This window comes from Brevibacillus laterosporus, assembly GCA_007833815.1.
Lineage (GTDB): Bacteria > Bacillota > Bacilli > Brevibacillales > Brevibacillaceae > Brevibacillus_B > Brevibacillus_B laterosporus_D.
Genome location: CP033464.1, coordinates 4913101 through 4929392, shown reverse-complemented (window position 1 = coordinate 4929392; position 16292 = coordinate 4913101). Strand labels below are relative to the sequence as shown.

The following is a 16292-nucleotide window of genomic DNA, read 5'->3' as shown; positions in this document are numbered from 1 at the left end:
GGTCATCTTTTATTTGTATGGAAAGCGATCAAATATAGAAAAAAACGTGAAAGATTGCATTTGTATAAAAGGTTATGGAAAATGTAGTTGAACTTTACTCCTTTTTCATTTATAATTACATTATCTTTTTTTAATAAAATAGCAAACCCTCATCATATCTGGTGAGGTAGAGGTTGCGGTATTTAAGAGTATGCTGGACGAGACACAGAGAAGTTGTAGACTCCATCAGAAAGGAAAGACCGCCGAAGTTTGTACAAAGACTCTGTGATGTACAGGCTGGGGCTGTTTCCGAAAGGGGCAGAACTGTCACGTTTATTTTCCGAATAAGCGTGTTGTGCTATCTTCATGGAAGGTATGATGCGGGTCATGTATAAATCCGTCGTCAGGTTTTGATTGGCGGATTTTTTATATTCCCACTCCTTCCTTGCATGTATCTATGAACAGACAAAGGAGCGTTTTTTTATGCCACAGGCAACATCAAGGAACGAAAGGTCAACAAACATATCGGCTACTAGAGACGGGGGACAACCACAAGAACTGAAGCGCGGTCTAAAAGCTCGTCACCTTACCATGATCGCTCTTGGCGGTTCTATTGGTACGGGGCTATTTCTTGCAAGTGGTGGAGCCATTTCCCAAGCAGGTCCTGGTGGCGCGATTTTAGCATATTTGGCTATTGGTATTATGGTATATTTCTTAATGACCAGTTTGGGTGAGATGGCGGCTTTTATGCCAGAGTCAGGCTCTTTTAGTACCTACGCAACCAGGTTTGTAGATCCTGCTCTTGGCTTTGCGTTAGGTTGGAACTATTGGTATAACTGGGCCATTACGATTGCAGCCGAGTTATCTGCGGCGACGCTTTTAATGAAATTTTGGTTCCCAGAGAGCTCTTCAATGCTGTGGAGCGGTTTATTTTTAGCCTTGATGTTTGGATTGAACTATTTATCTGTAAAAGGCTACGGGGAGTCCGAGTTTTGGTTCTCCATGATTAAAGTAGCAACGGTTATTATTTTCCTAGTAGTTGGTATTTTAATGATCTTTGGTATTATGGGTGGAGAGGCTGTTGGCTTTAAGAACTTTACCGTTGGCGATGCACCATTCCACGGAGGCTTTATGGCAGCCCTTGGGGTGTTTATGATTGCTGGCTTTAGTTTTCAGGGCACAGAATTAATCGGGGTAGCAGCAGGAGAGAGCGATGATCCACGTAAAAACATCCCGAAAGCTATCAAGCAAGTGTTCTGGCGTATTCTGTTGTTCTACATTTTGGCGATTATGGTTATTGGTTTGTTGGTTCCGTACACCAGCCCGAATTTGGTGGGTGGCGATATAGATACGATTGCGATTAGTCCGTTTACGATGGTATTTGAAAAAGCAGGTTTGGCATTTGCCGCTTCTGTGATGAACGCTGTTATTTTATCGGCTGTATTGTCTGCGGGTAACTCCGGTATGTATGCATCTACACGTATGTTGTGGGCGATGGCGAAGGATGGAAAAGCACCTAAATTCTTTATGAAACTAAACAGTCGCGGTATTCCAATCTATTGCTTGCTGATGACAGCATCAGTTGGGATGGTTGCTTTCTTTGCTTCTCTATTCGGTGATGGTGCTGTATATACGTGGTTACTAAATGCTTCTGGTATGTCTGGATTCATTGCCTGGTTGGGTATTGCGATCAGTCATTATCGCTTCCGCCGTGCGTTTGTGGCACAAGGGCATAGCTTAAGTGAATTGCCGTTTAAAGCAAGATGGTTCCCATTCGGTCCTCTATTTGCCTTTATTTTATGCATGGTCGTTATTCTGGGACAAGATTACGAGGCATTTTTAGGCAACCAAATTAACTGGAATTCCATGCTGGTATCCTATATCGGTATTCCAATCTTCCTTGCTCTGTGGTTAGGTTATAAATGGACCAAGAAAACAAAAATGGTGAAATTAAACGAATGTGATTTCAGCAGTGGACATGTAAGAGACTAAAGTTAAAACCTTTTTTGCAACACCATAGATTATTACAGTAAAAACCACTCAACAAGCATGTAGGCAAAGTCCTGAAGCTTGTGAGTGGTTTTTTTGTATATATGTGTGTTCTATATGATGGCTTCTATCAATCAGAGTTTTTTTCATTTTATTGAAATTTTTAGTGAATATAAAAAGTTTGTCGAACGACCAGCCTCTATGCCGAACGTTTTAGCTGGTATCGACAAAAGAAGAAAAGTTATGCGTTCAGCGTTCGACATGATTTTAAGACAAGCTCTTTTATACTGATAGCAATGAGTTAAGCAGAAAGGAGTACAACCTTCATGATTACAAAAATCCTACAAATGCGAGCACAATCCCTATCGCTTCAAGAGATTTCTACAAGGTGTGGAATGACAATTGGCCAAGTGAAATACCAACTTCACAAATTTGGTCTGAAGTCGCAGGCGGATGGAGAGAACAAGGGTATAACAGAGGCGATCTTCGTCAATTTGTTCATGGGGAAGGTTGTAAGCCCCCCTTTTTATCCTCCTGTCTATCCATTGGAAACGGACAAGGGAGATAGCTATACGACTCAGGCAAAAGGTTTTTTAGCAGAACAAATGCAGGGGCAAGCTCAACAAGAGGAAAAACGTGTCCCGGTCATAACTGTGATTCCGACGGCACCTGAGACTGTGTATGTTCACTGGTATATTTCTAAATATCGCCTGCATATGATTGCAGGGTACTTGAATGAAGATTGGACGAATATTAAACAAGGAATTCGTCTGTATGAATTGGAGGAAGGCGTGACATCTAGAAGGGAAGTGGGGTATAAAGACGTGTATATCAGAGGAGAAGCAGAATCTTGCTATGTGGAGCATCTGCAAGTGGGCAAACAGTACGTGGCGGAGTTTGGTCTATATGCTTCTGGCCAATTTTGTCCCATTATGCGCTCAGAGGGCGTGACATTAACATCTTACCGGTATGCTGCATGGTAAAGCACCAAGGGAGGGCACCCCCGATTGCTTAGAGAAGAAACAGAGGATACTTGAACCTCTCATGGCTAAAGCCACGAGATTCCTGTGCTATCACATCCAACGAAGTGAGAATTAGCAGGCTATCCCCGTAGTCCCTACGGTTATTGAAAAAAAGTGTACGTTGGACTCTTCTCTCTGACCTACTGCTTGGTTTTCGCTTTTCGGTCAGAGAGGACGAAGGTGCTTGAATGTTTTACGCCACAAAGCATTCCTTATGGCAACCCCATACATTCCGTTTTCAATGAGCAATCTGTACAAGATTAGTATACCTGTTCTTGTTAGTTATTCAAAGAAGTAGTCGGTCAATTAACGTGTCAGAAGACACGCTCTGTCCGAAGCCGATTCATCTCATGATTAAAATCACGAGTGTTCTCGGCTAATTCATAAAATGATTAGTAGGCGACCACAGTGTCGCTTTTTTTATTTTGTTTAAGAGCTCAGCCTTCTATTCTGCTTTCCACCTTCATAAAGTATGAGTGGAGTATTTGACGTGACCATTACTTGTCTAGCATGGAGGGAATCAAATGAAAAAGCAGATTGTTTTTGGAACGGATGGATGGAGAGCTGTGATGGCTGATCAGTTTACGATGGAAAATGTACGGACGGTGGCAAAAGCAATTGCTTGTTATACAGAGGAGAATGGTTGGATAGATCGGGGCATAATTGTCGGCTATGACACTCGTTTTATGGGACGAATGTTTGCTCAAGAAGTTGTGCGTGTGTTGACTGCTCACGGCATCCTTTCCTTTTTGGTGAGCGAGCCCACACCAACACCTGTCGTTGCATTTGGAGTAAAGCATTTTGGTGTGAGCGGAGCGGTAATGTTGACTGCTAGCCACAATCCGGCGGAATACAATGGAATCAAATATATTCCCGAATATGCAGGACCAGCCTCTCCTGCTATTACGCAACGGTTAGAAGTACTGATTCAAGAGATTGAAGCGAGTGATGAACAGGTAGAGACACGCACCATCGAAGACGCTAAAATTCGTAAGCTATATCAACCGATTCACTTGAAACCTCACTATGAGGCACATATTCGACGGATTATTCGCATGGATGTGTTACAAAAAGCCAATTTAACCATAGTGGTAGACGCCATGCATGGGGCAGGGAGTGGTTATATGAGTGCGCTGTTGCAGGAGGCTGGTGTAGCGGTTAAAAGCATACGTGAAGAGAGAGATCCGTTATTTGGTGGCGGTCTGCCAGAGCCGAATGAACACCATTTAGCAGAATTATCTCGTCAAGTGCTGGTGGAAAATGCTGATTTGGGAGTAGCTAATGATGGAGATGCAGATCGGTTTGGTGTTGTGGATCGACAGGGTAGATATCTTCCGCCTAATGAAGTGCTGACACTACTCACTTACCACATGGTGAAAAACCGAAATGGTCAAGGCAAAGTCATTCGTACTGTAGCTACCACTCATCAATTGGACCGCATCTGTGAGCATTATGGGTTGGAATTAATTGAGACACCTGTGGGATTTAAATATATTGGGGCGCAGATGCTAAAAGGGAATGTGCTCATTGGTGGTGAGGAGAGTGGAGGAGCAAGCATTCTCGGCCATATTCCTGAGAAAGATGGAATCTTAATTAATTTATTAATTGCGGAAATGTGTGCGGTTGAGGGGAAGAGTTTAGAAGAGATTAAAGCGGATATTCACCGTAAATTTGGGCGCATGTATAGCATTAGGCTAGATATTCGCTTAAAACAAAAGGAAGATTTTTTGCGCCGTTTTAAGGAGAAGCCTCCACATGCGATTTCTGGATATGCAGTTGAATCCATTAAAACGGAGGATGGTTTTAAACTCTTGCTAGAAGGCGGACATTGGGTGCTGATTCGTCCATCTGGCACAGAGCCATTGTTACGGATTTATTGTGAGGCGACTGGGTCAGAAGAATTGGATCGGTTGAAAGAGGCAGTAAGGGATTGGTTTGAGGAGATCAAATAAATGAGCTACAGGAGTTTTAAACCACAAATAAGAAAAAGATTTTTAAAAAGGAACCAGCTTCTAGTGAGTTGGTTTTTTTCTCGTGTAAGTAGTAAGTAGGCAGGTCAAATGAAATGCATGGCGAAAAGTTCTTTCTAGATAATGATACTGGGTAAAAGGAACAATGTTTCTCGCATCATTCTTTGTTACAATAAAAGCTGAGATGCGAAGATGAAGAGAGGGTATCAATGAAATTGGAGCAGGATCTTTTGGAGCGTTTTTTAGAAGAAGTAGTATTAGAATCCCCCTCTCCCTATGACCCCGTTCAAGTCATTCATGCTCCTCATCCGTGGGAGATTGTAGGAACTGGTAATTACGCAGGCGTGTTCTGCCATCCTGACTATCCTGACGTTGTTATTAAGCTATATGCACCAGGTAAGCCAGGGATTTCTGAAGAGAGTGAAGTATATCGTCGTCTGGGTGAATCAAAATACTATCCGATTTGTTATCAGAGAGGGGAAAACTATCTAGTCATCAAGCGTATGAGAGGGATCTCATTGTTTGATTGTGTACGGTATGGTATTCCTATCCCTGAAAATGTAATAAAAGAAGTAGATGAGGCACTAGATGAAGCGAGAGCCAAGGGCCTATACCCTCAAGATGTTCATGGCAAAAATGTACTGATGTATCAAGGACATGCCTATATCATTGACGTGAGCGACTATATTCATCCGGGAGAAGATCGCAAATGGAAGGATATTCGAAGTGCTTATTATCGCTTTTACTATCCTTATCTTAAAGAACGTCGTATCAAAATTCCTCTGTGGACGCTTGATCTTGTTCGAAAAGGGTATCGTTTGTATCGGAAGCTGAAGGGTTTGACTTCTGTTAAACAAAAAGGGAAACAAAAAAAGAGTTCGATTTAACTGATCTAGCAGGAACTTATTGAAAAAAATTGCCCAACTGATTTTGCCTGTGGTACAATTTGCGGTGTTACTCTACGCCATTTCTTGAGGAGGCTGTTATGTATTTCTACTACATAATTGCGCTCGCGGTTATTGCATTGGATCAATGGACTAAGCATCTCGTGGTGAAGTATATGGAATATGGAGAGTCAATTCCGTTGATTGAAAATGTGTTCCACCTCACTTCACACCGTAATATGGGTGCTGCGTTTGGTATGCTCCAGAACCGTCGCGTGTTCTTTATTATTATCACCACTCTGGTTGTAATTGGGATTATCTATACTCTTTACAAACAAGGAAAAAGCAATCCGCGCATGTCGGTTGCCTTATCTCTCGTATTGGGAGGAGCCATCGGTAACTTTATTGATCGGGCTTCAACTGGACAAGTGGTGGACTTTTTACATGCTGTAATTATCAACTTCCCAATCTTTAATGTAGCCGATATGGCGATTACGTTTGGTGTGGCAGTGATGATGCTTGATATTTTTATGGAATCTCGCAAGCCATCACATTCTTCCAACAAGTAAGTGCATACTAGGATTGGAATGAATACATTTAGGAGCTTATACATGACAGAGCAAACTTTCGAACGTTTTGATTGGACAGTGGAAAAAGAAGTAGCAGGAGAGCGTATTGATAAATTTCTAACCATGCAGGAGGGAGAATGGTCTCGTTCTCAAGTACAGGCATGGGTAAAAGATGGAAGAGTTACGGTCAATGATGCACCGATTAAAAATAATTACAAGGTAGCAATGGATGACGAGATCAGTTTGCGTGTACCACCTCCAAAAGAGCTGAAGATCGAGGCCCAACCGATGGATTTGGACATTGTCTATGAAGATTCTGATGTCGTGGTAGTGAACAAACCGCGTGGCTTAGTCGTACATCCAGCACTAGGTCATTATACAGGAACGTTGGTAAATGGTCTGATGCATCATTGTAAAGATTTATCTGGCATTAACGGTGTGATGCGTCCAGGTATTGTACATCGCATTGATAAAGATACCTCTGGGTTGTTAATGATCGCAAAAAATGATAAAGCTCATGCCAGTCTAGCTGATCAATTAAAAGAACATACCGTTAATCGTAAATACGTAGCTGTCGTGCATGGAGAAATCCCTCATGAGATGGGTACTATTGATGCCCCGATCGGTCGTGACCCAAAAAATCGTCAACAGATGGCGGTTGTTTTTGGAAATAGTAAGCCTGCCGTGACTCACTTTGTTGTGTTAGAGCGTTTAAAGGATTTTACCATTGTGGAATTAAAGCTAGAGACAGGACGTACCCATCAGATACGTGTCCACATGAAATATATTGGCTACCCGTTAGCGGGTGATCCGAAATATGGACCACGAAAAACACTGAATATCAATGGTCAAGCTTTGCATGCGAAAACATTAGGATTTATACATCCTCGTACAGGTGAGTACATGGAATTTGATGCGCCAGTACCAAAAGAATTGCAAGCAGAGATTCAGTTCTTACGCGAGCAATAAAATTAGATGGGTTGACAGGTGTAAAAGGGTATGACATAATCATTCTTAACAAAAGGAAACCTTTAAATCCAGTCCCGTGAGGCTGGCAAGGGCGACGGTGAATAACGTAGATATCGATGGGATGATTATGCCCCTCTTTATGTACGCACACGGCTTCTTGTCAGTGAGACAAGAAGCTTTTTTTGTGCCAAAACACCAATGATGTGTGCATGAACACTAACTAGTAGTACAGTAGCCTCTCGAGCCTTGTAAAGGTCATCTACTTCTGCCGAAAGGAGCGACTCACATGAACGAAAAAAGCATCATGATGGATGAAGCAGCTATCAGACGAGCCTTAACTCGCATTGCTCATGAAATTATTGAACGTAATAAAGGCGTAGAAGACTGTGTGATCATCGGCATTAAAACACGCGGCATATATTTGGCAGAACGGTTAGCCAAACGAATAGAACAAATTGAGAATGTACAACTACCGTTTGGTGAATTGGACATCACTTTGTACCGCGATGATTTAACGCACAGATCATCGGAAGCGGTCGTTCATGGAGCGAAACTACCCCAGATTACGGGTAAAACGGTTATTCTGGTGGATGACGTGCTTTATACAGGTCGTACTGTCAGGGCTGCTCTGGATGCCTTAGTGGATCAAGGCCGCTCAACAATGATTCAACTTGCCGTATTAGTGGATCGTGGTCATCGTGAATTACCGATCCGACCTGATTATGTAGGCAAGAACATGCCAACATCCCGTTCTGAAATCATTGCTGTTCAACTGCAAGAAGTGGACGGTACCGATAAAGTTTCACTGATGCAAAAAGAAGAATGAATCGACAAGTTTATATCGCCTCTTTAAGGCTAATCCCGTGAGGTTAGCAAGGGGACTTGATCTAATGCTGGAGGTATGCGTACCTCTGTGCTTGGACCTGCCTCTTTGTGTACACACGAAGAGGTTTTTTTGTGCAAAAAATGAGAGAAAGCAGGGGAGAAAATGAGCAAACAAGATTTTGTAGATGTACATGAAACACCAGCTTTGACTCGTTTGTTACCACTAAGCATTCAGCACTTATTCGCCATGTTTGGCTCCACAGTATTAGTGCCAATTTTAACGGGTTTGGATATTTCAGCCGCACTGATCGCCAGCGGCTTGGGCACCCTTATTTTCATGATTATTACAAAAGGAAAAATTCCTAATTATCTCGGTTCTTCCTTCGCTTTCATCGGACCGATCATTACGGTGACAGCAACATACGGGCAAGGAGTTGCCTTGTTGGGCTGCTTTCTATCTGGTCTGGTTTATGTGCTGGTAGCAGCAATGGTACGAAAATTCGGAGTACGTTGGCTTGATCGCTTACTTCCACCAGTTGTAATTGCATCGATCATCGTGGTTATTGGATTAAGCTTGGCAGGAGTAGCTGTAGATATGGCTACAAAAGTAACGGTAGAGGGAACGTCGGTAATCTCGCTAACCTCCATTGAAATCTCATTGGTTACCCTGTTCGTAACGATTATCGCCGCGGTCATGCTACGTGGATTCTTCTCACTGATCCCCATCTTGCTTGGAATAATTGGTGGATACGGTTATACAGCCTTGCGACATGCTGAGTTGATTGATTGGGCTTCCATTACAAATGCTCCCTTTCTCATTAGCTTCTCAGAAATGTTTTCGCAACACTTGCATGTAGGCTTGTTAACAACTGCCATGATGGATAAAGGCGCATGGTTATCAGCCTTAATCATCGCACCGATCGCGTTTGTCTCCTTAACAGAGCATCTTGGTCATTTACTGGTGACAAGTAAAATTATGAATCGTGATCTAATGAAAGATCCCGGTTTGCATCGGAGTTTGCTAGGTGATGGTGTAGCTACCGCGGTAGCCGCTTTTCTCGGCGGACCACCTAGTACGACCTATGGAGAGAATATGGGGGTTCTAGCTATCACTCGCGTCTATAGTCGGGCGGTCATTGCTCTAGCGGCAGTGTTCGCAATCTTATTCTCCTTCTGTGGAAAAATCAGTGCTTTTCTCTTGACCATTCCAACTCCAGTGCTAGGCGGAGTTTCCATCGTACTCTTCGGGATTATCGCATCCCAGGGGTTCCGCATGTATGTTGAAAATAAAGTGGATTTCTCGGATAAACGCAACATGATTATTGCTGCCTCCATCCTTGTAACAGGAATTGGCGGATACAGAATTAGCTTTGAAGGAGTTACTTTCTGGCAGAGTTTCCTTACGAACTTAACGATTGATAACGTAGCATTTGCTACTTTCATAGGCATTTTCCTGCATGCGATCTTGCCTGGTAAAGAGTCAGCTATGGGTGAGGCGCACAAGGATAAGGTAGAGTCGGTAGCATAGATCAGATGACAGATAAGACATGTGGAGGAGTGGGGAATGATGAAGAATCTGCTGGGAATAAATGACCTTGGTAAAGGCGACATCGAAGCAATCTTGCGAGAAGCCGAATACTTTGCAGCACGGTCAAATGAACATAGCGACCTATTACACGGACGATTCGTAGCTAACCTATTTTTCGAAGCAAGTACGCGAACACGCTTCTCTTTTGAAGTAGCGGAAAAACGCTTGGGTGCTCACGTATTGAATTTTAGTGATAGCAACTCTTCCACTACTAAAGGTGAGACTATCTATGATACCTTGCGTACGCTCGAATCTATGGGTGTAGAGACTGCGGTTATTCGTACAGGGCAGAACGGATTGTTCACTGAACTTGCTAAAGAACCGAATTTAAACATGCACCTTGTGAATGCAGGAGAAGGCACGATCGATCATCCTACTCAATGCTTGTTGGACCTTCTCACTATGAAGCAACATCATGGCGGCATTCAAGGTTTACAGGTAGCGATCATTGGTGATTTACGTTACAGCAGAGTTCTAGGTTCACACCTGACTGCGTTACCGAAGCTAGGAGCCAAACTCATGATCGCAGGACCGGATCAGTTGATGCGCGATCAGGCAACCTTGCCAGAAGGTGTGAGAGTGGTAAGTATGGAGGAAGCTGTGGCAACAGCAGATGTAGTGATGATGCTACGGGTACAGCTAGAGCGTCATGCAGGCCAGCTCTTTTCTTCCAAAGAAACGTATCATCAGTCTTATGGACTTACAATGGAACGCGCTGCAATGATGAAGCATGATGCAATCATCATGCATCCAGCTCCTTTTAATCGCGGGGTGGAGATTGATGGTCGACTGGTAGAAAGTAAGAAATCAGTTATTTTCCCGCAAGTCACAAATGGAGTAGCTGTACGTATGGCTGTAATCGCTGGAATAATGACAGGAGGAATGAACGCATGGGAATCATCCTTAAAAATGGCAAGCTGCTAAACGAACAAGGGGAACTTTCGAGCAAGGATTTGTTAATTATAGACGGTCGCATTGTTAAAATAAAGAGCAATATAGAGATAGAAGAAGGTCATGAAGTGGTGGAATTGAATGGGCACTTCGTAGCACCAGGCCTAGTGGATGTACATGTGCATTTCCGCGAGCCAGGATTTGAAGCTAAAGAAACAATAGAAACAGGCGCCCATGCCGCTGTAGCAGGTGGTTACACAACAGTATCCTGCATGCCAAATACACGTCCAGTGATCGACAGTGTAGAAACAGTAGAATTGGTGCTAAATAAAGCAAAACAAGCGAAAATGGCTCGTGTATTGCCTTACGCTGCCATCACAGTTCGCCAGCTTGGATTAGAGCATACGGATTTTGCAGCCCTGCAACAAGCGGGAGCCTTTGCTCTGACTGATGATGGGGTAGGAGTACAAGCTACTGGAACGATGGTAGAAGCGATGAAACGGGCTAAAGCATTAGGTATGTCCGTGGTTGCTCACTGCGAAGACAACGATTTGTTACCTCTGGGTGGAGCTTTGCACGATGGAGTGACCGCAGCAAAGCATGGTTTACCAGGTATCCCGTCTGCATCAGAATCCGTGCATGTAGGACGAGATATTCTACTGGCTGAAGCGACAGGGGTTCACTATCATGTATGCCATATTAGTGCAAAAGAATCGGTGCGTTTAGTACGTGACGGTAAACGTGCAGGCATCAACGTTACGACGGAAGTAACACCACACCATCTTCTGTTATGCGATGAAGATATCCCAGATAGCCTAGATGCCAATTGGAAAATGAATCCTCCCCTACGTTCTCGGGCGGATCGTGAAGCATTAATCACTGGGTTAAAAGAGGGGAGCATTGACATTATTGCTACCGATCATGCGCCACATACATCGGAAGAAAAAGCAAAAGGATTAGAGCGTGCTCCATTCGGAATAGTCGGATTAGAGACGGCTTTTCCACTCCTATATACATATTTAGTAGAAAAAGGGATTTTTACACTTGCTGAGTTGGTGGACAAGATGGCGACAAAACCAGCCGCATTGTTTGGACTACCCTATGGAAAATTGGAAGAGGGAGCAATTGCTGACTTGGCGGTATTTGATCTCACGACTGAGAAAAGCATTAATCCAGATCATTTTAAAAGTAAAGGGAAAAACACACCATTTACTGGGTGGGTGTGCAAAGGATGGACTGTACTCACGATGGTAGATGGAGAAATCGTATACAACAACAATTAGGGCAAGGGGGACAACGGCATGAAAGCACGTTTGATATTAGAAGACGGAACGATTTGTATAGGAAAAGCGATGGGAGCCACCAATGAAAGCATCGGTGAGGTTGTATTTAACACAGGATTGACGGGCTATCAAGAGGTATTATCCGATCCTTCTTATTGTGGACAGATCGTCGTCATGACGTATCCCTTGATTGGTAACTACGGGATTAACCGCGATGATCTAGAGGCGGTTCGACCGTTTATCCATGGTTTTGTAGTACGCGAGCATTGCGATATGCCAAGTAATTGGCGCTCCACGCAAACCTTAGATGAGCTATTAAAATCATATGAAATACCAGGGATTTCTGGTGTAGATACACGTATGTTAACGCGCAAAATTCGTCATTTTGGAACCTTGCGTGGACTGATCACGACAAGCGAACAACCAGCCGAAGAGTTGATTGCACGTTTGAAAGGCACAGATGTAATGACGGATCAGGTTGCTCAGGTATCAACAAAGAGTATCTTCTCTAGTCCAGGTAACGGCGATCGTGTGGTTCTAGTAGATTTTGGTTCCAAGCACGGCATTATGCGCGAATTGTCCAAACGAGGTTGCGACATTGTAGTTGTTCCGCATAACGTTACAGCAGATGAGATTCGCCGTTTGCAACCAGATGGCATACTGTTGTCTAACGGCCCTGGCGATCCTAAGGATGTGCCGCAAGCCATTCAGATGATTAAAGAGATTCTCGGTGAATACCCGCTGTTTGGAATCTGCTTAGGACATCAGCTGTTTGCTCTGGCTAGCGGAGCGGACACGGAGAAATTGAAGTTTGGTCATCGTGGTGGTAATCATCCTGTAAAGGAATTACCAACTGGACGTACATACATCACGTCCCAAAACCATGGTTATGCAGTAAACGAAGCTTCCATTACAGGAACGGAATTAGAGGTAACTCATCTTGCGCTTAATGACGGTACGATTGAGGGACTGCGTAATAATGGAAAGCAAGCCTTCTCTGTTCAATACCATCCAGAAGCGGCACCGGGCCCATACGATTCAGGTTATTTATTCGACCAATTCTTAGACATGATGAAACAATCCAAGGAGGAGAAATGGTATGCCAAAAATAGATAATCTGAAAAAAATTCTGGTGATTGGCTCCGGTCCTATCGTAATTGGACAGGCGGCAGAGTTTGATTATGCAGGGACACAAGCTTGCGAGGCTTTAAAAGAAGAAGGCATGGAGGTAGTTCTAATCAACTCCAACCCAGCCACAATCATGACGGATACCAATATGGCTGACAAAGTATACATCGAGCCAATCACACCTGAGTTTGTAGCGCGTGTGATTCGTCAGGAAAAACCAGATGGATTGTTGCCAACGTTGGGCGGACAGACAGGTCTGAATATGGCAGTAGCTCTAGCAGACCTTGGTGTACTTGAAGAAGAAAATGTAACGCTACTAGGAACAAAGCTAACTTCAATTAAACAAGCGGAAGATCGCGAGTTGTTCCGCTCTCTCATGCAAGAATTAAATGAACCAGTACCTGATTCTGTGATCGTTAGCACGGTGGAAGAAGCACTCGATTTCGCAAATGAAATTGGCTACCCGATCATTGTTCGTCCCGCTTACACACTTGGTGGAACCGGCGGAGGTATTTGTGAGGATGAGGCTTCTTTGATCGAAATCGTCACAAGTGGCTTGAAATATTCCCCGATTACTCAATGCTTGGTGGAAAGAAGTATTGCCGGTATGAAAGAAATAGAATATGAAGTGATGCGTGACGCTAACGACAACTGTATCGTGGTATGCAATATGGAAAATATTGATCCAGTTGGCGTACACACAGGTGATTCAGTAGTCGTAGCTCCAAGTCAAACACTATCTGATCGTGAATATCAAATGCTACGCTCCTCTGCATTAAACATTATCCGAGCCTTGAAAATTGAGGGTGGATGCAATGTTCAGTACGCACTTGATCCGGTCAGCTTCCAATACTATGTCATTGAGGTAAATCCTCGTGTCAGTCGCTCTTCTGCACTGGCGTCTAAAGCAACTGGCTATCCGATCGCTAAGATGGCGGCGAAAATTGCTATTGGCTATACGCTGGATGAGTTAAAAAATCCAGTAACCGGACAAACCTACGCTTGCTTTGAACCAACTCTTGATTATGTGGTTAGCAAAATTCCACGCTGGCCTTTCGATAAATTTCAATCCGCTAATCGTCGTCTTGGTACGCAAATGAAGGCAACGGGTGAGGTGATGGCGATTGGACGTAGCTTTGAAGAATCTATGATGAAAGCGATTCGCTCACTGGAGATCGGTAGTCATCACCTGGAAATACCAGAAGCAAAAGAACTATCTGATGAAGAACTGGAACAACGTCTGGTAATCGCTGATGATGAACGCCTCTTCTTACTAGCGGAAGCGATGCGTCGTGGCTACCATATCTCCCGTATCCATCAGTTAACCAAGATTGACCTGTTCTTCTTACACAAATTCTGGAACATCGTTGCCTACGAAACAACCTTAGCTGAGTCTGGCTTGACTCAAGAAGCCCTGTATGAAGCAAAACGCCTTGGCTTTACCGATCGAAAAATCGCGGAATGTACAGGACAAAAAGAAGAAGAGGTATATAACCTACGCACACAATGGGGAATGAAGCCCGTTTATAAAATGGTGGATACTTGCGCTGCCGAGTTCGAAGCCCAAACACCATATTATTACTCGACCTATGAGCAAGAGAATGAATTTGTTGATACAGGTAAGAAACGTGTTATCGTGCTAGGCTCTGGTCCCATTCGCATCGGGCAAGGGATTGAATTTGATTATTCTACGGTGCATGCAGTCTGGGCTTTGAAAGAAGCTGGATACGAAGCCATCATTGTCAATAATAATCCTGAGACGGTATCAACAGACTTTAACACGTCTGATCGACTCTACTTTGAACCCTTGTATCTAGAAGATGTCATGCATATCATCGACCAAGAGCAACCAGAAGGTGTCATTGTTCAGTTTGGTGGGCAAACAGCGATCAATCTTGCTGATAAACTCTCTAAACGTGGTGTCAAAATCTTGGGTACAAGTCTAGAAAATATTGATGCAGCAGAGAACCGAGAGAAATTTGAAGCCTTGTTGCGAAAGCTAGATGTAGCTCAACCGCCGGGAAAAACAGTGACTTCTGTAGAAGAAGCAGTGGTTGCAGCTGACATGCTAGGCTTCCCTGTACTGGTTCGCCCTTCATATGTATTGGGAGGACGAGCGATGGAAATTGTTTACAACGAAGAAGAGCTAATCTCTTATATGAAAAAAGCAGTAAAAGTAAATCCAGAGCATCCCGTTCTCATTGATCGATATATGCTGGGAATCGAAGCAGAAGTAGATGCGATTTGCGATGGGGAGAATGTCTTGATTCCTGGCATCATGGAACACATCGAACGCGCAGGGGTTCATTCTGGTGACTCTATCGCAGTATATCCGCCGCAATCCTTGTCAGAGGAAGTAAAGGCAGAGATCATCGACATGACTACAAAGCTTGCACGCGCTCTCTGCATCAAGGGTTTACTCAATATCCAATTCGTTATCTATAAAGGAAAACCGTATGTCATCGAGGTCAACCCACGCAGTTCCCGTACAGTGCCGTTCTTGTCAAAAGTAACGGGTATTCCAATGGCAAACATTGCGACGAAAGCAATTCTTGGCTACAGCATTCCAGACCAGGGCTTCACGCCAGGCTATCATCTAGAAGAAGAGATGGTATCTGTAAAAGTACCTGTCTTCTCCTTTACAAAACTGCGACGTGTGGACATCACTTTAGGACCTGAGATGAAGTCAACTGGGGAAGTAATGGGACGTGAAACTACTCTAGCAAAAGCTCTGTACAAGGGATTGCTAGCGGCTGGCATGAATATTCCAACCAAAGGAACTCTTTTAGTAACGGTAGCAGACAAAGATAAGGAGGAAGCGTTATCTATCACAAAACGCTTCCAACAGCTTGGTTTTAACCTACTTGCTACAGATGGTACAGCAGACCACTTAGAGCAAGCAGGTTTGTCTGTACGTCGTGTACAAAAGTTATCGGAAGGTACACCGAACCTGCTAGATGAAATTCGCACAGGTCAAGTAAACCTAGTGCTTAACACCTTAACGAAAGGTAAAACACCACAACGCGATGGCTTCCGCATTCGTCGTGAGGCAGTGGAGAATGGGGCAGTATGTCTGACATCTCTGGATACAGCGAGTGCAATTTTGCATGTATTAGAGACGATCACATTCTCTACAGAGGCGATGCCAAAGCAACAGATGGGTAAGGTGCTGATCACAAAGTAACAAGAGATAGA

General features: G+C 43.8%; 12 protein-coding genes. All 12 read left to right on the top strand.

What is annotated here, in order from left to right; all coding sequences use genetic code 11:
* The first annotated feature begins 462 nt into the window (after positions 1–462).
* Positions 463–1971 (top strand): amino acid permease, encoded by a 1509-nt coding sequence (locus EEL30_24300; GenBank protein ID QDX95137.1) that lies wholly within the window; start codon positions 463–465, stop codon positions 1969–1971.
* Between the two features lie 323 nt (positions 1972–2294).
* Positions 2295–2951, top strand: a complete 657-nt coding sequence (locus EEL30_24295) for a DUF4912 domain-containing protein (GenBank protein QDX95136.1) — start codon at positions 2295–2297, stop codon at positions 2949–2951.
* Positions 2952–3514: 563 nt separating this feature from the next.
* Positions 3515–4942, top strand: a complete 1428-nt coding sequence (locus EEL30_24290) for a phosphoglucomutase/phosphomannomutase family protein (protein QDX95135.1) — start codon at positions 3515–3517, stop codon at positions 4940–4942.
* Positions 4943–5169: 227 nt separating this feature from the next.
* Positions 5170–5847 (top strand): serine/threonine protein kinase, encoded by a 678-nt coding sequence (locus tag EEL30_24285; protein ID QDX95134.1) that lies wholly within the window; start codon positions 5170–5172, stop codon positions 5845–5847.
* A 98-nt stretch (positions 5848–5945) separates the two neighbouring features.
* Entirely contained in the window at positions 5946–6413 is a 468-nt protein-coding gene (locus tag EEL30_24280) for a lipoprotein signal peptidase (GenBank protein ID QDX95133.1), read from the top strand.
* Between the two features lie 42 nt (positions 6414–6455).
* Positions 6456–7382 (top strand): RluA family pseudouridine synthase, encoded by a 927-nt coding sequence (locus EEL30_24275; protein ID QDX95132.1) that lies wholly within the window; start codon positions 6456–6458, stop codon positions 7380–7382.
* A 286-nt stretch (positions 7383–7668) separates the two neighbouring features.
* Positions 7669–8208: a bifunctional pyr operon transcriptional regulator/uracil phosphoribosyltransferase PyrR gene (gene pyrR / locus EEL30_24270; protein QDX95131.1), complete on the top strand. Its 540-nt coding sequence runs from the start codon at positions 7669–7671 to the stop codon at positions 8206–8208.
* Positions 8209–8370: 162 nt separating this feature from the next.
* Positions 8371–9735, top strand: coding sequence for a uracil permease (locus EEL30_24265; protein ID QDX95130.1), 1365 nt, complete (start codon positions 8371–8373; stop codon positions 9733–9735).
* Positions 9736–9774: 39 nt separating this feature from the next.
* Entirely contained in the window at positions 9775–10719 is a 945-nt protein-coding gene (locus EEL30_24260) for an aspartate carbamoyltransferase catalytic subunit (protein QDX95876.1), read from the top strand.
* Positions 10686–11969, top strand: coding sequence for a dihydroorotase (locus EEL30_24255; GenBank protein ID QDX95129.1), 1284 nt, complete (start codon positions 10686–10688; stop codon positions 11967–11969). Before EEL30_24260 ends, EEL30_24255 begins: the two co-directional genes overlap by 34 nt.
* An 18-nt stretch (positions 11970–11987) precedes the next feature.
* Entirely contained in the window at positions 11988–13085 is a 1098-nt protein-coding gene (locus EEL30_24250) for a carbamoyl-phosphate synthase small subunit (GenBank protein QDX95128.1), read from the top strand.
* Positions 13069–16281 carry a carbamoyl-phosphate synthase large subunit gene (locus tag EEL30_24245; protein QDX95127.1) on the top strand — a complete coding sequence of 1071 codons (3213 nt, stop codon included), beginning with the start codon at positions 13069–13071 and terminating at the stop codon, positions 16279–16281. The genes EEL30_24250 and EEL30_24245 overlap by 17 nt, the downstream gene beginning before the upstream one ends.
* Positions 16282–16292 lie beyond the last annotated feature (11 nt).